Source organism: Arthrobacter sp. DMZ02-1R (genome assembly GCF_057747935.1).
The window spans coordinates 3,774,065-3,793,671 of record NZ_CM173230.1; the positions used below are offsets into that span (position 1 = coordinate 3,774,065).

The 19,607-nt window shown below is 64.4% G+C and carries 18 protein-coding genes; 5 read left to right on the plus strand and 13 right to left on the minus strand.

Going from position 1 to position 19,607, the window contains the following annotated elements:
• A complete protein-coding gene (gene iolB, locus AC3ANQ_RS17950; protein WP_488302279.1) occupies positions 1 to 894 on the plus strand; it encodes a 5-deoxy-glucuronate isomerase in 894 nt (297 codons plus the stop codon).
• Positions 895 to 1,052: 158 nt separating this feature from the next.
• On the opposite strand, the gene AC3ANQ_RS17955 is transcribed toward iolB, so the two are convergent.
• From AC3ANQ_RS17955 to AC3ANQ_RS17995, 9 genes are all read right to left on the minus strand, one after another.
• Positions 1,053 to 2,096, minus strand: a complete 1,044-nt coding sequence (locus tag AC3ANQ_RS17955; RefSeq protein WP_488302280.1) for a Gfo/Idh/MocA family oxidoreductase — start codon at positions 2,094 to 2,096, stop codon at positions 1,053 to 1,055.
• On the minus strand, positions 2,093 to 2,926 hold the full coding sequence (locus tag AC3ANQ_RS17960; RefSeq protein WP_488302281.1) for a TIM barrel protein: 834 nt from the start codon (positions 2,924 to 2,926) through the stop codon (positions 2,093 to 2,095). Before AC3ANQ_RS17960 ends, AC3ANQ_RS17955 begins: the two co-directional genes overlap by 4 nt.
• Positions 2,926 to 4,029, minus strand: coding sequence for a Gfo/Idh/MocA family oxidoreductase (locus tag AC3ANQ_RS17965; RefSeq protein ID WP_488302282.1), 1,104 nt, complete (start codon positions 4,027 to 4,029; stop codon positions 2,926 to 2,928). The genes AC3ANQ_RS17960 and AC3ANQ_RS17965 overlap by 1 nt, the downstream gene beginning before the upstream one ends.
• Positions 4,030 to 4,065: 36 nt before the next feature.
• Positions 4,066 to 5,109, minus strand: a complete 1,044-nt coding sequence (locus AC3ANQ_RS17970) for a Gfo/Idh/MocA family protein (protein ID WP_488302283.1) — start codon at positions 5,107 to 5,109, stop codon at positions 4,066 to 4,068.
• On the minus strand, positions 5,109 to 6,104 hold the full coding sequence (locus tag AC3ANQ_RS17975; protein ID WP_488302284.1) for a Gfo/Idh/MocA family oxidoreductase: 996 nt from the start codon (positions 6,102 to 6,104) through the stop codon (positions 5,109 to 5,111). The genes AC3ANQ_RS17970 and AC3ANQ_RS17975 overlap by 1 nt, the downstream gene beginning before the upstream one ends.
• A 127-nt stretch (positions 6,105 to 6,231) precedes the next feature.
• On the minus strand, positions 6,232 to 7,185 hold the full coding sequence (locus AC3ANQ_RS17980; protein ID WP_488302285.1) for an ATP-binding cassette domain-containing protein: 954 nt from the start codon (positions 7,183 to 7,185) through the stop codon (positions 6,232 to 6,234).
• A 12-nt stretch (positions 7,186 to 7,197) separates the two neighbouring features.
• Entirely contained in the window at positions 7,198 to 8,265 is a 1,068-nt protein-coding gene (locus AC3ANQ_RS17985; RefSeq protein WP_488302286.1) for an ABC transporter permease, read from the minus strand.
• A 64-nt stretch (positions 8,266 to 8,329) separates the two neighbouring features.
• On the minus strand, positions 8,330 to 9,328 hold the full coding sequence (locus AC3ANQ_RS17990; RefSeq protein WP_488302287.1) for a substrate-binding domain-containing protein: 999 nt from the start codon (positions 9,326 to 9,328) through the stop codon (positions 8,330 to 8,332).
• 169 nt (positions 9,329 to 9,497) lie between these two features.
• Positions 9,498 to 10,508, minus strand: a complete 1,011-nt coding sequence (locus AC3ANQ_RS17995) for a LacI family DNA-binding transcriptional regulator (protein WP_488302288.1) — start codon at positions 10,506 to 10,508, stop codon at positions 9,498 to 9,500.
• 158 nt (positions 10,509 to 10,666) lie between these two features.
• Between AC3ANQ_RS17995 and AC3ANQ_RS18000 the strand changes: the two genes are divergently transcribed.
• From AC3ANQ_RS18000 to AC3ANQ_RS18015, 4 genes are all read left to right on the plus strand, one after another.
• The gene (locus tag AC3ANQ_RS18000) at positions 10,667 to 11,845 is read left to right on the plus strand and encodes a Gfo/Idh/MocA family protein (protein ID WP_488302289.1); all 1,179 of its coding nucleotides are present in this window, start codon (positions 10,667 to 10,669) and stop codon (positions 11,843 to 11,845) included.
• Entirely contained in the window at positions 11,842 to 12,861 is a 1,020-nt protein-coding gene (locus AC3ANQ_RS18005) for a sugar phosphate isomerase/epimerase family protein (RefSeq protein WP_488302290.1), read from the plus strand. The genes AC3ANQ_RS18000 and AC3ANQ_RS18005 overlap by 4 nt, the downstream gene beginning before the upstream one ends.
• Before the next feature lie 158 nt (positions 12,862 to 13,019).
• A complete protein-coding gene (locus tag AC3ANQ_RS18010) occupies positions 13,020 to 13,400 on the plus strand; it encodes an ArsR/SmtB family transcription factor (protein WP_488302291.1) in 381 nt (126 codons plus the stop codon).
• On the plus strand, positions 13,397 to 15,067 hold the full coding sequence (locus AC3ANQ_RS18015) for a SulP family inorganic anion transporter (protein WP_488302292.1): 1,671 nt from the start codon (positions 13,397 to 13,399) through the stop codon (positions 15,065 to 15,067). The genes AC3ANQ_RS18010 and AC3ANQ_RS18015 overlap by 4 nt, the downstream gene beginning before the upstream one ends.
• 3 nt (positions 15,068 to 15,070) lie before the next feature.
• Here the strand turns inward: AC3ANQ_RS18015 and AC3ANQ_RS18020 are convergent, their stop codons facing one another.
• From AC3ANQ_RS18020 to AC3ANQ_RS18035, 4 genes are all read right to left on the minus strand, one after another.
• Positions 15,071 to 15,943, minus strand: a complete 873-nt coding sequence (locus AC3ANQ_RS18020) for a sugar phosphate isomerase/epimerase family protein (RefSeq protein ID WP_488302293.1) — start codon at positions 15,941 to 15,943, stop codon at positions 15,071 to 15,073.
• A gap of 8 nt (positions 15,944 to 15,951) precedes the next feature.
• Positions 15,952 to 16,965, minus strand: a complete 1,014-nt coding sequence (locus tag AC3ANQ_RS18025; protein ID WP_488302294.1) for a Gfo/Idh/MocA family protein — start codon at positions 16,963 to 16,965, stop codon at positions 15,952 to 15,954.
• A 49-nt stretch (positions 16,966 to 17,014) separates the two neighbouring features.
• Positions 17,015 to 17,926 carry a sugar phosphate isomerase/epimerase family protein gene (locus tag AC3ANQ_RS18030; protein WP_488302295.1) on the minus strand — a complete coding sequence of 304 codons (912 nt, stop codon included), beginning with the start codon at positions 17,924 to 17,926 and terminating at the stop codon, positions 17,015 to 17,017.
• Between the two features lie 166 nt (positions 17,927 to 18,092).
• On the minus strand, positions 18,093 to 19,601 hold the full coding sequence (locus AC3ANQ_RS18035; RefSeq protein WP_488302296.1) for a CoA-acylating methylmalonate-semialdehyde dehydrogenase: 1,509 nt from the start codon (positions 19,599 to 19,601) through the stop codon (positions 18,093 to 18,095).
• Positions 19,602 to 19,607 lie beyond the last annotated feature (6 nt).

Here is a 19,607-nt window from a genome sequence, read left to right on the forward strand (position 1 = left end):
ATGGCCAACTGGGTCTATCCACTGGGAACCGCCAACGACGGCGATTGGGACATCTCGCTCGGAACCTCCGATTCCGCCTTGGCCGTGGATGGTTGGGCCCACACCGGGCTCAAGGTCGCCACGCTCGCCGCAGGCACCGCCGTCGAACTCCCCGCCGCAGCGGAAGAACGGATCGTCGTGCCGCTCAACGGCGCCTTCACGGTGACGGTCGACGGCGTCGAGTACCCCCTCGCGGGGCGGGCGTCAGTTTTCCATGGGCCCAGCGATGTCCTGTATTCCGGTACGAACACCGCCATCACCATCAGTTCGTCCGACGGCGGCCGCGTCGCCGTTGCCACCGCCCCGGCGAACGCGTCATATCCCACCCGGCTGGTCACAGCCGCGGAGACTCCCGTGGAGCTCCGTGGGGCAGGCAATTGCTCACGCCAGGTCCACAACTTCGGCACCCCAGCCGCGCTTGAGGCAGACCGTTTCATCGTCTGCGAAGTGCTCACTCCCGCAGGCAACTGGTCCTCCTATCCCCCGCACAAGCACGACGAGGAAAAGGACGGCGAGACGCAACTCGAGGAGATCTACTACTTCGAGACCCGCGTGGCTGACGGTTCCAAGGCCCCTGCCGACGCCGATGCGATCGGCTACCAACGCGTCTACGCCTCCGATGACCGCCCGATCGACGTGGCCGCAGAGGTCCGCACGGGCGACGTCGTGCTGGTTCCCTACGGCTGGCACGGTCCCGCCATGGCTGCTCCCGGCTACGACTTGTACTACCTGAACGTCATGGCCGGTCCGGGGCCCGTTCGCGAATGGCTCATCAGCGACGACCCCCACCACGGGTGGGTGCGGCAGAGCTGGGATGGGCAGGACATCGACCCCCGGCTGCCGTTCGGCGCCTAACGCGATTCGGCCGCACGCGCCGTTCGAACTAAACGCAAAAACGCTCTTCCGGAACGGAAGTTCCGGAGGAGCGTTTTTGTACTGGAGGATTTCTCGTAATCTGCAGGAGCGTTTGTGAAAAGGCGTGCGTTTCTGCAGGAGGGTCGGGTGAATCTACCTCATTTGTGCAGGAGCGTTCCTGCCGGCGCCACCTTGACCGGAACACCGCTTGCGAGGGACTCCTGCGCGGCATCGGCCACGCGGGACGCAGCCACAGCGTCCTCCGGGGTGCAAGGGTTCTCACGCTGGCCTAGGACAAGCTCCACAAATGCTGCCATTTCCGAGCGGTAGGCCTGGTCGAAGCGTTCGGCGAACGTCTTGTGGGGTTCTCCGGACGGGAACGCGATCCCGGCCTCGGCTGATTCCATGGCCGTCTTGTCGTCCAGGCCAACCATGAGGGAACGTTTGGAACCTTGGATTTCGAGGCGGACATCGTGACCGGCCCCGTTGTAGCGGGTGGCGGACACAGTGCCCACCGTGCCGTCGTCGAAAGTGATCAATGCCAACGCCGTGTCCACGTCGCCCACTTCGCCGATGGCGGGATCGCCATTGTTGGACCCCTTGGCATAGACCTCCACGATTTCGCGGCCGGTCAGCCAGCGAAGGATGTCGAAATCGTGGACCGAGCAATCGCGGAACAGGCCGCCGGACGTTGCCAGGAATTCCACGGGCGGCGGAGTCATGTCGCAGGTGACGGCTCGCAGCGAGTGGATCCAGCCAAGCTCCCCGGCTTGGTATGCGCGCCTGGCCTCAAGGTAGCCGGCATCGAAGCGGCGCTGGTGGCCTATCTGCACCACGCCGTGGTTGGCACGGATGTGTTCGAGGACGGGCAGCGAATCGGCCACGTTCATTGCTACGGGCTTCTCGCAGAAGACCGGAATACCAGCGTCCACTCCCTCGCGGATCAATTCCGGGTGGGTGCCCGTTCCGGTCGCGATAACCAGGCCATCCACTCCGGAGGCGATCAAGGCCTCCACCGACGGCAGGAATTCGGCGCCCAGGCCGGCCGCCACTTTGCGGGCGTGGTCTTCGGCGACATCCGTGAGCCGCAATTCCACGTTGATGCCCTGCGCATTCGATTCGCCGTTGAGCGCGGCGATGTTGTTGGCGTGCATCACGCCGATTCGCCCCACTCCGACCAGTCCGAGAACGACGTCCTTCATAGTGCTACCTCCGTTGAAAAGTCTGTTGTGTCCTGAACCGTTGCGTCCAGTCCAGTGCCGTCGTGACCCGAGAACGCCCGGCGGAACGCCTCGAGCGCCTCCATGTCGTCTCCGCTGGCCCATGCCTCCATGCCAACGGTTCCTTCATATCCCCCAGCCGCGAGCGCCCGGGCCACGGCCGAGTAGTTGATTTCGCCGGTGCCGGGTTCGCAGCGCCCTGGAACGTCCGCCACTTGGATCTCACCGATGTGTGGCAGGGCGGTGCGGACCAGCTCGATGAGGTTCCCCTCCCCCAGCTGTGCGTGGTAGAGGTCCAGCATCATTTTCACGTTGGGGTGTCCGGCCGCTTCTACCAGCGCCAAGGTGTCCTTGGCCCGGGCCAGCGGAATTCCGGGGTGATCCAGCACGGTGTTGAGATTTTCCAGGCAGAACGTCAGTCCGTGCTTCTCACCGAGCGCGCCAAGGCGCTCCAAGGTCCGGACACCCGTGATCCACATGCTGCCGTTGGAGCGGTACACGGGACGGGCTGCCTTCCCCTCGATCAGCTCGGCCGAGTGCACCACCATGCGGCTGACGCCGAGCTCCAGGGCGGTCGGAATCAGCGTTTCAGCCGTCCTCACCACGTCATCGGCTGTGTCCGCGTCAACCAAACTCCCGGACGTGTACCCGGTCATGGAGGAAAAGACCGCGCCGCTCGACTTGAGCGCCGCAATGTCCTTGCTCCTCGAGTCCCAGAGTTCGACGTCGAATCCGGCTTCGTGGATCCGCCGCACCCGTTCGGTAAACGGCAAATCCGTAAAGACCATCTCCGCGCAAACGGCCAGGCGCATCAGACACCGGCCTTGCTGCTGCTCGAAACGGAGGCAACGGCCACCGGTCCGCCTTGCTGAACCGACTCGATGCAGGCCAACGCCATCGCCAGGGCGCGCCGTGCGTCGGCGGCTCCCGGCGTGACGGCAAAAGCGCGCGACGGCGGCTGCGTGCCATCGCGACGGGCGCGGACTGCCGCCGCGAAATCCACGAGTTCATCGGTGTAGGCCTCGCGGAACAGCTCCACGTTGAGCCTGGGGGTCTCGGCAGAAAGGCCCTCGGCGGTGTACCTCACGGCAGCAGTTTCAGTGGGCCGTCCTGCCTGCACCATGCCCTTGGAACCGAAGACCTCTCCCCTGACGTCATAGCCGTAGAGAGCGCTGAAATTTGCTTCGGCCACCGCCAGGGCTCCATTGCTGTAGCGGATGGTGACCACGGCGGTGTCCAGGAATCCTTGATCACGCAGGCTCGGTTCCACGAGCGCGTCGGCCACAGCGTAGACCTCCACCGGCTCGGCGCCTTCGTTGAACCAGTTCAGGGTGTCGAAATCGTGGATGAGGGTTTCCAGGAAGATCGTCCAGGCAGGAATCCTGGCCGCGTGTCCGATGCTCCCGGTGCCGGGATCCCGGGTCAGCGAGCGCAAGAGCTGGGGCACTCCCACAATTCCCTCGGCCAGGTCCTTCTTAGCGGCCTGGAAATCGGTGGCGTAGCGGCGGTTGAAGCCGATCTGGAAATGTACCCTCGCCGTTTCGACGGCGAGGAGGGCGGCGTCGAGCTCTTCGAGGCTTTGCGCTGCGGGCTTCTCGCAAAACACGTGCTTGCCGGCGGCCGCGGCCTGGGCGATCAGGGAAGCGTGGAACCGTGCCGGGCTGGCAATGATCACGGCGTCGATTTCCGGATCGGCCATGATGTCCGCGGCGTCGGCGGTTACCTTCGCCGTGCCGAGCTGGGCAGCTACGGACGCCGCCGAATCCACGTTGGGATCGGCGACTGCTGCCAAGACCGCACCGGGAACCCTGCGGGCTATGCTTTCGCCGTGGAACGCCCCCATCCAGCCGGAGCCTATGAGGCCAAGCCGCACGGGCGTGGGAAGTCCGGCGGAGTGCTGTTCGATGTAGGCCATGGGCCCGTCCTTTCGATAGTCAGTACAACAAATTGCTCAGGCGGGCGCGTTACCTTCGCCCGGGAATTCAATGCCCACCTGACGGCGGATCTCATCGGCGACTTCCATTGTCCGAATGGAGGAGGCCAGGGTCCGCTGCCGGGCTTCTGTCTCCCCGGCCGCGATGGCACGAGCCACTGCCGCCGCTTCGTAGTGCAGGCCTTGGAGGTGCCCTCCGGCTGGTTCGCTATAGCGAAGCCGCGTGCCGTCCGGGTACCGGATCTCGAAGCCGCCGGGCATGTTGAAGGGGCCGTCGATACTCAGCGTCGCCTCGGATCCGACGATCGTTGCCGCAGTGGGGGTGAAGTTATGTAGATGGGTGTTCATGACGGCCTGGCTTCCGCCCGGGAATTGCATGATGGCGGAGAGCTGGGCATTGACGCCGGATTCGTGTGGCTGGCCGATTGCGCTCAACCGGTCCGGAGCACCCAGAACCTCCGTGATGAGGGCCAGCGGGTAGGTGCCCAGGTCCAGCAACGGGCCGCCAGCCAAAGCCGGATCGAAGATGCGGTGGCTGCGCTCGAAGTGCTCGCCGTACTCCGCCAGGACGGTCGTCACGGATCCCAGCGTCCCGGCGTCGAGCACTTGCTGGATCACGTCGAACTTCGGGAGGAAGAAACTCCACATGGCCTCGGCGGCGAAAACGCCTGCTGCCTTGGCCCGGGCCGCGATATCGCGTGCCTGTGCCGCGTTGAGGCCGATCGGTTTCTCGATCAGGACGTGTTTGCCGGCGTCGAGGGCGAGCACGGCAGCCCCGTGGTGGAAGTTGTGTGGAGTGCACACGTACACAATGTCTATATCTGGAGCCGCTGCCAGCTCTTCGTAGCTCCCGTAGGCGGCGGGCACGCCGAAAGTGTCCGCGAAGGCCTTGGACCGGTCGAGTGAACGGGAGCCGACGGCGGCGATCACCTGCGTTGAATGGGCCTGCACCGACTCCGTGAATCTTTCGGCAATCCATCCAGGTCCTATGATCCCCCAGCGCAAGGCGGGAGCGTCACGGGAATCCGGAACGCGGGATGCTGGAAGACCGGAGGCAACCATCAGTAGACCACCTTCGTGTAGGCACCGTCGCTGTGGAGCGAACGGATCATGGCTTGGGCAAGCTGCGATGCCCGCAAGCCGTCCTCCCCCGTAGCCAAAGGCGCAGGCTCTCCCTTTTCGAGAGCGGAAATCCAGGCCTGGAGCTGCAAGCGGTAGGCGTCAGCGAAACGTGGACGCCAGTCAGCGGGAATGGAGGAGCGCCGCTCTCCGTCCTGTTGCACGGCCAGTGCGGCCGGTTCCGGTAACGCAGTGGTGCCAAACTCTGAAACGACCTCGCACTGTGTGGTGTAGCCATACTGCGCGTTGAGGAACAGCTCGAGGGTAGCCAGCGTGCCGTCGGCTGCTCGCAGGAGCATGAAGGCGGGGTCCCTCAGGTCACCGGTGCTGTGCCGGGAACTGCGCCCCGCTTGCCACGAGACCTCCGTGATGGGTGCGTCCAGCAGCCAGGGGATGATGTCGAGCTCGTGGATGGCGGAATTGGTGATGGCGGATTCCGAGCTTGCACCCGGACCAGCGGACGCCGTCCGGCTGGTGCAATGGACCTGCAAGGGTTCGCCTTGGGTGCGCGCCCGGGTGGATTCGCGCAGTGCGACATAGCCCGGATCGAAGCGCCTCATGAAACCCATCGACAGCAGCCTGGCACCGGTGGCGGCGACTATATCGGCCTCGGCCTCCACAACTTCGCGGCTCTCAAGGAGCGTGGGAGCCAGCGGCTTTTCGCACAGCACCGGGGTCATCGCTTCGAAGCATTCCAACACCAGTCCGGCATGGGTGGAGTCATGTGAAGCGACGACGACGGCGTCTACCTCACTGGAGTTGATCAGCTCGGACGGATCGGTGGTGATGCGCGCGGATGGCGGCGCGGCGGCCGCCGCACGTCCGGCGTCGAGGTCTGCCACAAAGGTGACTTCGGCCCCGCTGATGCTGGTGGAGAGGTTTTTGATGTGGTCTGCGCCCATGACACCGGCGCCGATAACGCCTACCCGGATCGGCATGCTGTCTTCCTGTCTACTACTTCGTTCAGGTTCCCGCGGTGGCACGGCGAGCGGTGGCACGGGCGAGCGGGGGTCCGTCCGGTCTTCCGGCGGACCCCCGACTCCCTCGGCGCTGTGTCCCTGCGCGCTAGGCGTGCCGCGGGATGTTTTCCCTTGAGTCGTCATCGACGTCAGCGACGTCGGCAGCCTCGGCTACCTCGGCGACTTCGGCCTTGACTTCCTTGACGACGTCGGAGTGTCCGCCGAGCTGTTCGAGCTCGTGGGCGAGCTCGGCCAGTTCGGCGCCACCTGCCATCTGCGCCGTGAGTTCGTCCAGGGTGATGTCCTTCTTGTCGTAGTAGCCGATCGACTTGCCGCGCTTGAGCAGCAGGAACCGGTCCCCGACAGGGAAGGCGTGGTGCGGGTTGTGGGTAATGAAAATGACGCCCAGCCCGCGGTCGCGGGCCTGCAGGATGTATCGGAGCACGACGCCGGACTGCTTGACACCCAGCGCGGCCGTCGGTTCGTCCAGGATCAACACCTTCGCCCCGAAATACACGGCGCGGGCGATCGCCACACACTGGCGCTCACCGCCGGAGAGCTGGCCGATGGGCTGTTCCACATCGCGCAGGTCGATGCCCATCGCGGCCAGTTCCTTGAGCGTGATGTCCTTCATTTTCTGGACATCCATGCTCTTGAACGGCCCCCACCCGGTGGTCAGTTCCGAGCCGAGGAAGAAGTTCCGCCAGATCGGCATCAGCGGGACCACGGCCAGGTCCTGGTAGACCGTGGCGATGCCGGCGTCCAGCGCGTCGCGGGGCGAATTGAACTTCCGCACATCGCCCATGACGTGCAGCACGCCTTCGTCGTGCTGGTGCAGGCCGGCGATGATCTTGATCAGCGTGGACTTGCCGGCACCGTTGTCGCCCAGGACGCAGGTCACGCGGCCGTTGTCAACGGCCATGGTCACGTCGCGCAAGGCGATGATGTTGCCGTAGTGCTTGCCGACACCGTCCAGCGAGAGCAGGTGCACGGGGGTGTGGGTCAGCGGATCCTTTTCATCCTTGAGCAGGGTCTGCTGGTCGATCTGTTTGGCATTCATTGGTCCGCCCCTTTACTTGAGCTCTGCGCGGCGTTTGACGATGAGGTTGACGATGGTGGCCAGCAGCAGCATCAGGCCCAGGAAGAACTTGAACCAGTCCGGGTTCCACTGCGCGTAGACGATGCCCTTGTTGGCCATGCCGAAGATGAACGCACCGATCGCGCCGCCCACCGCCGAGCCGTAACCACCAGTAAGGAGGCAGCCGCCGATGACCGCGGCGATGATGTAGAGGAACTCGTTGCCCACACCTTCGCCGGACTGCACGGCGTCGAAGGCGAACAGGTTGTGCATGCCCAGAACCCAGCCGCAGAAGCCGACCGCCATGAACAGGCCGATCTTGGTCTTTGTCACGGGAACACCCACGGCGCGGGCAGCGTTCGCATCACCGCCCGAGGCGAAAATCCAGTTGCCCACCTTGGTGCGGAGCAAGACCCACGACGCGACCGCAACGAGGATGATCCAGATGAAGATCGTATTCTTCACATCGACGCCACCGATGTTGATCGAGGATGCGAAGACGGCTCGAGCCGATGCGAAACCATCCATGGAGCCGATCGACGGCGACGAAACACTGCCGCCGATGGCGCGTGTGAGGGCGAGGTTGAGGCCAGTGAGCATGAGGAATGTCGCGAGCGTGACGATGAAGCTCGGCAACTTCGTCTTGATCAGAATGTAGCCGTTGATGAATCCGATCCCGAGGGAGACCACGAGCGCTAGGGTCACCCCGACCCAGACGTTCATTGAGAAGTACCAGCTGAACAGTGACGCGGTGAGCGCGGACGAGATCACGGCGACACCTGCGGAAAGGTCAAACTCGCCGCCGATCATGAGCAACGCGACCCCCACCGCCATGATTCCGATCGTCGAAGAACCATACAGCACGGTCGCAAACGCATTCGGCTGCAGGAAGGTGCTGGAGACGAGGGAGAAGAAGATGAAGAGGACCACTGCTCCTACGAGGGCGCCCACCTCGGGGCGGCCCAGGAGCTTCTGGAAGGGGCTGCGTCGCCCCATCCTCTCATCGCCACGTGGCCCGGGTGCTGAAGCCGGCGCCGGCGGCAGGGTAGTTGTGCTTGCCATGGGAATAACTCCTTGTTGGTCAGGCCGCGCGGCGGTCGCCCGCCGCGCGGCCAGGTTCCTGGATCTAGCGGAGGCCCTGCTGGGCAAACTTGAGGACGTCCTTCGCGTTGGATTTGTCGACGATGGCCGGCCCGGTGAGCACCGGCTGGCCGCCGCCGATCTTGAAGCCTCCGCGCTTGTTCTGCCAGATTGCGTCTACGGACATGTAGCCCTGGAGCCACGGCTGCTGGTCCACCGTGAAGAGAACCTTGCCGTCAACAATGTCCTGGGCCAGTTCGGCGTTGAGGTCGAAACTTGCAACCTTGGCCGAACTGCTTGCATCCGTGACGGACTTGAGCAAGGTCACCGTGATCGGGGCGCCGAGGCCGATGATGACATCAGCGTCCTTCGTAGCCTGGAGCTTTGCCGTCGCGGTCGACTGGACAGCAGTCATGTCCTGGCCGTTTACGTACAGGATCTCCGTTCCGGGCACCTTCTGCTTGACACCGGCGCACCGCGCCTCGAGACCGACGTGGCCCTGCGCTTGAATAACGCAGACCGGGTGTTTGAAGCCTTGGGCGGCGAGCTGGGTACCGACGGCGGCGCCAGCGAGCGTCTCATTCGAGCCGAAGTGCGTAAATGCTCCGAGCTTCGCGGAAACGTCCTCCCCGGCATTGAGGCTCACTACGGGAATGCCTGCATCGGTGGCCTTCTTCAGGACGTCCTTCAGGGCGTCCGGGGTGGCGAGTGTGACTGCGATGCCGTCAACCTTCTGGTCAATCGCCTGCTGGACCAGCTGGGCCTGACGGCCGGCTTCGGGGTCGTTCAGGTACTGAAGGTCAACGTTGTCCTTCGCGGCTGCCTCCTCAGCGCCCTTGCGGACGATGTCCCAGAAGGTGTCACCCGACGGTGCGTGGGTGATGAGTGCTACCTTGATCCGCGGAGTGCTCACAGCCTGACCGCCGCCAGCGGCAGCGTTGCCGGTGTCAGCCGGCTTCCCGCCTTGGCTGGAACAAGCACTGAGAGCCATCATCGGAACGACGGCCGCTACGAGTGCCGCCTTCCGCCAGGAAAACTTCTTCACGATTTATCTCCTTTGATTGGGGTTGTGGCCCTGCCACTCTGCAGAAGCTCAAAGCCCTCTACACAGATCATGGTGACTAGCCTCACAGATGTCAATACTTTGTCCTGACATTAGGATGTTTTTACGTGAGTTGATCACGTGACCTCGCCCGAACACCGCCGAATCAGGGCTAAGGTGCCGCGCGCGCCGTCGTCGAGCGGACAACCAGGGCGGGTTCGATCAAGGTCTGCTGGGGACTTATGGCAGGATCCTGAATCCTGGCGAGCAGCCTGTGCGCAACATCAATCCCGACAAGGTCGCTGCGGTTGTCGATCGAGGTGATGTCCAGGTACCTCGACTTGGCCAGCGGAGAGTTGTCATAGCCGATCACCGAAATGTCGCCGGGCACCTCCAGCCCGCGCGCCTTGAGGGCAGCGAATGCGCCCACGGCCATGGTGTCGTTGGCTGCGAAGATCGCCGTCGTGTCCGGATGGTGGTCCAGGAGCCAAGAGGCGGCAATGTAACCGTCCTCCTCCGAGGTGCCTTTGGACTCGGCAACCAGAAGTTCGACGCCCGCCGTCTGGATCTGCCGCCGGAAACCGGCGCGCCGGTGGGCTGACGCGCCGTCGGACCCTGAGAGATGGCCGATGCGGGTATGGCCGAGCCCCAACAAGTGGTCAGCAGCCATGCCGCCCCCGCCGTCATCGTCGTTCGTTATGAGATCGGCGCCGTCCGGCACCCCCTTGCGCCACCCGGCCACCACCGTTGGGACCCACGTCCGGGCCAGCATGGACTCGGTCGGTTCCGCGGCGATGACAAGCGCGTCAACGTGCATGGCAAGCAGCCCGTCGGCGGCTTCCTTGATGCGGTTCTCGCCGGGCTGGGAGTCGGCCAGCATGACATGGTAACCGAGTTCCGAGAGAACCGACTCCATGCCCCTGAGCAGATCGACGAACCAGAGGTTCCTGTAGTCGTCAATCAGCAGGCCAATGCTCTTGGTCCGATTGCTCGCAAGTGTGGTCGCGGCCCGGCTGGGGCGGTAGCCGAGCTCCGACATTGCCGCCTGGACGGCTTCACGGCGCTTGTCACTGACCCTTTCCGGCGACTGGAGGACCAAGGACACCAACGACGGCGAGACGCCGGCATGTTTGGCAACGTCATAGATGGTCGGGCGGCGGCTTTTGGGACGGATCGCACTCACGATTCGGGAACCTTTCTGCTCTATTGTCAAGGCTATTCGCCAGGACATTGACAGGACATACTCACATGATTAGGCTTTGAGTCCAGTGCTAAATTGTAGCGCTCCAAAATGCCGCAAGGGGTGTTCGGCACCCAGGCTTAATTTCGAAGGAGAAATCAATGGCTGAGAGCCTAGGGGTCGCCGTCATCGGCGCAGGAATGGCCGGCAAGGCACACGCGGCGGCCTACCGCACAGCGTCCGCCCTTTACAGCCCCGTGCTTCCGCCGGTGCGCCTCGTATCGATCGGCGACGTGAACGCAGAGTTCGGGTCCCTCGCTGCCCGCCGCTTTGGCTACGAACGCAATGACACCTCGTGGCAGGCGATCGCAGAAGCGGACGATATCGACGTCGTGAGCGTCGTCATCGCGAATTCCCTCCACCGCGAGGTGGTCGAGGGACTCCTGGCCGCAGGCAAGCACGTCCTGTGCGAGAAGCCGCTGAGCGACTCCCTCGAGGATGCCCGCGCCATGGCTGACGCAGCCAACAACGCTTCCAGCATTGCGCGCATCGGCTTCACGTTCCGCCGCACGCCCGGCATCGCCTACATCCGCGACTTGATCCGCACCGGCGTCCTCGGCAAGGTACTGCACTTCAGCGGCCGCTACTGGACCGACTACGGCTTTAGCCCGTCGGCTCCCATGAGCTGGCGCTACAAGGGCGGCCCCGGCTCGGGTGCACTGGCCGACGTCGGAAGCCACTTGGCCTACGTCTCCGAGTTCCTCTGCGGCGACATCAAGTCCATCAGCGGCGGGCGCCTGAGCACCGTGATCGGCAAGCGCCCACTGCCGCTCGCAGCCGTCATCGGCCACGACCACGCAGCGGTGAGCGACACCTTCGAGGCTGTGGAGAACGACGATTACGCGGCTTTCAACGCAGAGTTCGAAAACGGCGCCGGCAGCTTTGAAGTCTCCCGCGTCGCAGCCGGCCACGCCAACAGCCTCAACTTCGAAGTGTTCTGCGAGAACGGTGCGGCCAAGTTCGACCAGCGCCGCCCCTCCGAAATCCAGCTGTTCCTCAACGATGGCTCCGGCAACGAAAACGGCTACCGCCAGGTCATCCTCGGCCCGGGCCACCCCTACATCGCCGGCGGCCTCGCCATGGACGCCCCCGAGGTTGGCTTCGGCCAGAACGACGCCTTCGGCTACCAGGCCCGCGCGTTCCTTGAAGAGGTTGCCGGTCTGCCGGAATCCGAGTCGCTCCCCCGCTGCGCCACATTCGACGAGGGCGTGCGCAACATGGAACTGCTCGGCGCAGTCACGGAATCCGCACTCAACAACGGAAAGACGATCACGCTATGAAACTCGGCGTCTACAACGCAATCCTGCACGACCGGCCGCTTCCGGAGGCCCTCAAGGTCATCGCTGACCTGGGCCTCACGGGAATCGAGGTCAACACCGGCGGATTCCTGCCCGCCGTGCACGTCCCCACATTCGACGACATCCTCGTATCGGATGCCGCGCGGGACGACTACCTCGGGATTTTCGAGGGGACCGGGGTCGCCATTGCAGGCCTGAACTGCAACGGCAACCCCCTGCACCCGAAGCGTGAGATCGGCGAGAAACATGCCGAGGACATCCGCCGCTCCATCCGGCTCGCGGAACGTCTCGGTCAGAACCGGGTGGTGACCATGTCCGGCTTGCCCGGCGGTGAGCCCGGCGCGACCGTGACGAACTGGATTGTCAATGCGTGGAATTCGGCGGCTTTGGATGTGTTGGATTACCAATGGGACATCGCGGCGAAGTTCTGGCGCGAGACTGACCGCCTGGCCGCTGACCATGGCGTGAAGGTAGCCCTCGAGCTGCACCCGCAGAACATCGTGTTCAACACAGCCGACGTGCACAAACTCATCGAGCTCACCGGCGCCACGCACGTCGGCGTCGAGTTGGACGCCTCGCACTTGTTCTGGCAGCAGATGGATCCGGTTGCCGTGGTCCGTGAACTCGGACCCCTGATTTTCCAGGCCGCCGCGAAAGATGTCCGTGTGAACACGGCGAATGCCGCTCTGTACGGCGTCCTCGACAACAGCTTCCGCCGGCTCTCACCGGACGAAAGCCGGACCAACCTCGGTGGCGACGAATGGGCCAACGAGTGGCCCAAGAACTCCGCGTGGGACTTCGTGGCCCTCGGCCGCGGGCACGACACCGCCTACTGGACCGAGTTCCTGCGTGCGCTCCACGAGGTGGATCCCGGCATGCTCGTCAACATCGAACACGAAGACACCTCCCTTGGCAGGATCGAAGGGCTCGAGGTGGCAGCCAAGGTCCTGCGCGACGCCGACGCTGCGCTTTCGGCGTCGCTGAACGTGACGGCCTAGCCAGTTCACCGAACCACAGAGGAGGGCCTCATCCGAGAAATCGGATGGGGCCCTCGGCGCTGGCCCGCAAGGCTTTCCGTTGCCGCCCTTGGTATGCTGGATGATGAATCCATAAAATAGTCAAGCAAAGGCTTGTGCTGACGGGCAAGGAGGCAGTCATGGAAGAGTTCGCGGATTTCCGGGCACCGCTGTACGAGGTGAAGGCCAATCTGTTCAAGGGGCTGGCCCACCCGGTCAGGATCCGGGTGCTGGAGCTGCTGTCGGAGGCGCCCGAGGTGTCAGTGACAGAGCTTCTAGCCGCAACGGGCCTGGAGGCTTCGCACCTGTCCCAGCACCTGTCGGTGCTGCGCCGATATCACCTCGTCACGGGAGAGCGACGGGCACTGCAGATGTTCTACACCCTGGCGTACCCACAGGTCGCGGAACTCCTCTCCGTGGCGAGACTGCTGCTCAACGACATGCTGCACACCACCCGGGCGCAGCTTGAGTCCTCAGAAGCGACTGCACCCGCGTCAGCCGCAGCGGCCAGTACCCGGTGAAGGCCCTGGTCGCGGCCCGGGCCTTACTGCCCGGGCGGCAGGACTACGCGCTGTTGCCGCGTACCTGGAGAGGAGACCTGGTCGCCGGGGTCACAGTCGGCATCGTCGCGCTGCCCTTGGCTCTGGCGTTCGGCGTCAGCTCTGGCGCGGGTGCGGCCAGCGGACTGATCACCGCCGTGATCGCCGGAGTGATCGCAGCCGTCTTCGGTGGTTCCAATATCCAGGTCTCCGGACCCACCGGCGCCATGGTCGTGGTTCTGGGCCCGGTCATCGCCGCCCACGGGCTCGGTGCACTGGCCGCCGTCTCGGTCCTTGCCGGGGTGATAGTGGTTGCCGCCGGGCTACTCAAACTCGGGCGGGTCGTGACGCTCCTGCCCTGGCCTGTGATCGAGGGCTTCACCGTCGGAATCGCGGTGATCATCTTCCTGCAGCAGGTCCCTGCCGCGTTCGGCGCCAAGCCCGGGCCTAGCGGCAACGCCGTCATCTCGGCCATCCAGGCCATCGGTACTGTGTCCCCAACCTCGGTTCTTGCCCCGGTTGCCGTGGTAGCTCTGGTGGCGGTGATCATGGTTGTCTCACCGCGGATCCACCCCCGGATCCCGGGCTCGCTCATCGCGATCATCGTCGCCACTGTGGCCGCGCAGTTCCTCGACCTGCCCGTGACCCGGATCGGAGCCCTGCCCGATTCCCTGCCTGCCCCAATGATGCCGTCCGTGGACTTCGCGACGATCACCGCGCTGGCCGGGTCCGCGGCCACGATCGCGGCCCTGGCCGCGATCGAGTCGCTGCTCTCGGCACGGGTCGGGGCGTCGATCTCCGATACCGGCCCCTACGACGCGGACCGTGAACTCCTGGGCCAGGGCCTGGCGTCCGTCGCGTCCGGATTCTTCGGTGGCATGCCGGCCACAGGTGCAATCGCCCGCACCGCGGTGAACATTCGCTCGGGCGGCCGGACACGCCTCGCCGCCATCACCCACGCGTTGGTCCTGCTGGCCGTGGTGTACCTGGCCACCGGCCCGGTTTCCCGCATCCCCCTGGCCGCACTGGCCGGGGTGCTGATGGTCACCGCCACACGCATGGTCTCCCTCAAGACGCTGCGCAGCGTGATCGGATCAACCCGCGCCGACACAGTCGTGTTCTTCGTCACCGGGCTGATCACGGTGTCCTTCGACCTGATCCAAGCCGTGGAAATCGGGATCGCGGCCGCCGCCTTCTTCGCCCTGCGTGCCTTGGTCCGGTCCAGCGGGGTGCACCGGGAGGAAATCCCCGGCCCGGTCCACGAAGGGGACGAGCACATCGCCGTGTTCCGGCTCGACGGGGCCCTGTTCTTCGCCGCCGCCGAGCGCGTCCTGGAGCGGGTCAGCGCCATCCGGAACGTCGACGTCGTGATCATCCGTATGTCACAACTGCAGATTCTGGACGCAACCGGGGCCAGAACGATCACAGACATCGTCCAGGCCCTGGAGCGCCGCGGAATCACCGTGCTGATCAAAGGGATCCAAGAGCGCCACCTTCGGCTCGTCACCCAGGTGGGGGTCCTGGACTCCCTTCGCCACCACAAACACCTCTTCACCGAACTAGCCCCCGCCGTGGAGCACGCCCGAAGCCACGTCGCCCGCGCCGCCAGCGCACGCGCCGCCGCCAGCGACAACGACAAGAACCCGTAGCCCCTACTGGACTTTGGCGATGTACTTGCCCATGGTCTCCAGTTGATACCGGGACACCTCGTTGGCGTTGTCGTCCTCGGCGAAGACGCTGGACACCATGACGGTGTTGTCCTTGTCCAGGAAGCCGATTTCCTTGAGTCCGCCGAAGAACTCGTCCCAGTTGACGTCGCCGTCGCCGATCTTGAGGTGCTGGTGCACGCGCACGGCGTTGCCGGGCGGGTTGGTGATGTAGCGCAACCCGTGGGAGGCGTGGTGGTCCATGGTGTCGGACACGTGCACCAAGCGCAGCTTGTCCCCCGCGGCACGCATGATGTCGAGCGGTTTGTTGCCCATGTGGAAGGTGTGCGAGGCAACGTAGACCATGCCGATATTGGGCGAGTTCACGCCACGGATGACGCGCAGGGCAGCAAGTCCGTCCTCCACGAAGTCGTCCGGGTGCGGGTCGATGAGGACGTCGAGGCCCTCGCGCTCGATGATCGGAAGGAGCTCCTCCATGGAACGGTAGAAAGCCCTTTCGGACTCCTCTGCCTTTTCCGGACGCCCGCTGAATTCGGTGTTCATGGTGTGCACGCCAAGATCAACGGTGATCTGGATGGCACGCTTCCAGTAGCGTACGGCGGCTTCGCGGGCGTCCTCATCGGGCCCGGACCAACGCAGCACCGGAAGCACGGAGGCGATCTCGACGTCGGCGTCCTTGCAGGCTTTCTTGAGCTGGCCCACGAGCTCGTCGTCGGCCTTGGGGTGGTTGAAGAACGGGATGAAGTCGGCATGCGGGGTCAGCTGGAGGTATTTGTAGCCGAGATCGGCGGCCAGCCGCGGGAATTCCAGCAGGCCGTGGCTGTGGTGGAACGGGGTGGGATCGAGGGCAATCTTCATAGTCACTCCTACTTGTACAGATCGGGCTTGGTGTTCAGCTGCACTGCGACCTTTTCGCCCGACTTCTGGGCCTCGACGCCTGCCTCGCAGCAAGCAGCGGTAGCGTACCCATCCCAGGCGGTCGGACCGCCGATTTCGCCGCGGCGGGCGGCGTCCACCCAAGCCTGGACCTCGACGTCGTACGCGGCACCGAAGCGCTCTTCGAAACCGGGCGTGACCTTACCGCCCCAGTGGCCGGCGCTGCGGACGTAAGGACCGCCGTCGCCACCGATGTTCACGATGCCGTCCTCGAAGGACGCCTGGGTCGCGACTTCATAGCCGAACTTGGCGTTCACGTAGATCTCGACGTCGGCCAGGACACCGGACTCGGTCTCGATCAGGACGTGCTGGGGATCGTGCTGGCCGTTTGGGGCGTTGCGCGTTGCCTTGCCCAGACGGACCTGCACGGAGGTGATTTCCTCGCCGGTGAAGAAACGGATGGCATCGAATTCGTGGACCACGGAGTCGTTGATAAGCATCTCGTTGGTGAAACCCGGCGGCGTGGTCGGGTTGCGGTGCTGGTGGTGCAGCATGAGCAGCTCGCCGAGTTCATGGTCGCGGATCACGGAACCCAAAGCGGCATATTCGGCGTCGAAACGGCGCATGAAGCCCACCTGGATGCGCTTGTGGCCGGTTGCAGTTTCGGCCTGGACAACTTTCCAGGCACTCTCGGCATCCGGGGTGAGCGGCTTTTCGCAGAGGATGGGGAAGTCCTTCTCCAGTGCCTTGTAGAGGATTTCCTCGTGCAGGAATCCCGGAGTGGCAATCAGCACGGCGTTGACGTCGCCGTTGTTGAGGGCCTCTTCGGCACTGACGAGGGCCACGGCGCCGTCGATCCCTGCGATGGCGGCCTGTGCGCGGGAGAGGTCGACGTCGACGACGGCGGCTACTTCAGCGCCGTGGATCCGGGTGCTGAGCCGCTTGATGTGGTCGGCGCCCATGCGGCCTGCGCCGATGACGGCCACGCGGAGAATGTCAGTCAATGTACTGTCCTTAGTTGTCGGTGCCTGCGAGGCTACGAGGTGTTCTGTCCTACTGCACGGTGGTGCGGGAACCGCACGACAGCAGGTAGTTGCGGGTGCGCTTGGCGATGGGCATGGGGACGTCGAAGGCCACGGGGTACATGTCCTGTTCCACAATGCCAAAGATCGGGCGGTTGAGTCCTTCAACGGCTTCGATGACTGCACGCAGGTCCGGCAGGCCGTTCGGCGGTTCGGTCATGACACCAGCCAGGTTGGCTGCGGCCCAGGTCATGTTTTCCTCATTGACCTTCTTCAGGACATCCGGGTTGATCTGCTTCAGGTGCAGGTAGCCGATGCGGTCCGGGTAGTTCTTGATCAGTTCAAGGCTGGACGCTCCGCAATATTCGGCGTGTCCAGTGTCCAGGCACAGGTTCAAGTACTGGGGATCGGTTTCGGCAAGCAGGTGCTCGATATCGGCTTGGGCTCCAACGTGGGAATCTGCGTGGGAATGGAACTGCTGCTTCAGGCCGAAGTCCTCCAGCAACACCTTGCCCATGCGGTTGTGGCCTGCGAACAGATCATTCCACTGCTCCTGCGACAGTTCGCCGCTTTCTACAGCCTCGCCCGTGACGTCGTCGCGCCACATCGCGGGAATGACCACGATGTGCTCGCCGCCCATGGCGGCGGTCAACTCGGCGACTTTGCGTGCCGGCTCCCAGGCTTCCTCGTACTGAGCGGCACCGCGGTGGAAGGCCGTGAAGACCGTTCCGGCCGTGACCTTGAGGTCGCGCTGCTTGAGTTCTTCGCCAAGGCGGGTGGGATCGCTCGGCAAGTAGCCATAGGGACCAAGTTCGATCCATTTGTAGCCAGACTCAGCCACTTCGTCCAGGAAACGCTCCCACGGGGTCTGCTTGGGGTCATCCGCGAACCAGACGCCCCAGGAGTCCGGGGCTGTGCCGATGATGAGTTTGTTCTCTGTCATTGCTCAATCCTTGTTCAAAACGGCGCTCGGCCGGCCCAACTGACTCGCATTTGTTGTCGTTGTGAGGGCTCATTACGACAACTACTGCGTGGGCCCACGCCGCCAGGGTTCCCTGGCCGAGCTTGCGAGGCGAGGGTGGCGGTGGGGACTAGTTGGGTGGGAGGGGCTAGTTGGACGGGAAGTTGTAGGAGGCGCCGGACTCATGGGTGGGTTCGGGCCAGCGGGACGTGACTACCTTGCCACGGGTGTAGAAGGACACGCCTTCCGGACCGTAGATGTGCTTGTCGCCGAACAAAGAGGCCTTCCAACCACCGAAGGAGTGGTAGGCCACGGGCACCGGCAAGGGGACGTTGATGCCTACCATGCCCACGGTGACGGAGCGCTGGAACTTGCGCGCGTTGGCACCGGAGGACGTGAAGATGGCGGTGCCGTTGCCGTAGGGGTTGGAGTTGATGAGCTTGATGCCTTCATCCAGGTCCTCCACGCGGACCACTACCAAGACAGGCCCGAAGATTTCCTCGGTGTAAGCGGTCATTTCGGTCTTGACGTGGTCGATCACGGTGGGGCCAACCCAGAAGCCTTCCTCGTGGCCGGGGACCACGAGGTCACGGCCGTCAACCACCATCGCCGCGCCCGCGGCTTCGGCTTCGGTGACAATCCGCACGATGCGTTCTTTGGAGGCCGGGGTGATGACCGGGCCCATTTCGGCGTCGGGCTCGGTGCCGTTCTTGACCTTCACGGCCAGGGCGCGCTCCTCGACCTTCTTGACCAGCAGATCGGCTGCATCGCCGACGGCGACCGCAACAGAGATGGCCATGCACCGTTCCCCGGCGGAACCGAACGCAGCCGCGGCCAGGTGGTCGGCAGCGTTGTCCAGATCGGCGTCGGGCATGATGATCGCGTGGTTCTTGGCGCCGCCCAGGGCCTGGACCCGCTTGCCATGCGCGGTCGCGGTTTCGTGGACGTACCTGGCGATCGGAGTGGAGCCGACGAAGGAGATGCCGTCCACGTCCGGGTGGGTCAGAAGCCCATCGACGGTTTCCTTGTCGCCGTGCAGGACCTGGAACACGCCGTCGGGCAGGCCGGCCTGCTTCCAGAGCTTGGCCAGGAGCATGGACGCTGAGGGGTCCCGTTCGGAAGGCTTGAGGATGAACGCGTTGCCGGTGGCGATCGCCATCGGGGCCATCCACAGAGGCACCATGACCGGGAAGTTGAACGGGGTGATGCCTGCGACGACGCCGAGCGGCTCGCGGAAGGAGAACACGTCGATGCCCGTGGAGACCTGGTCCGAGTAGTCGCCCTTGAGCAGCTGCGGGATGCCGCAGGCGAACTCGATCACTTCGAGGCCGCGGCCGATCTCGCCCTTGGCATCGGAAATAACCTTGCCGTGCTCGGCCGTGATCAGGGCCGCGAGTTCGTCCACGTGGGAGGCGACGAGTTCGCGGAACTTGAACAGGACAGCGGTGCGCTTGGCCAGGGAGAAATCTCCCCACTTTTTGCTGGCGGCCTTGGCGGCTGCAACAGTGGCGTCAAGATCGGCCCGGTTCGCAAGGCGCAGCGTTGCGGACACGGCACCGGTGGCAGGGTTGTAGACCGGCTGGCTGCGATCGCCTGCGCCGGCAGTTTCAACACCGTTGATGAAATGCTTGATGGTGGTCAGTGTGGTCGTCGACATGTGCGG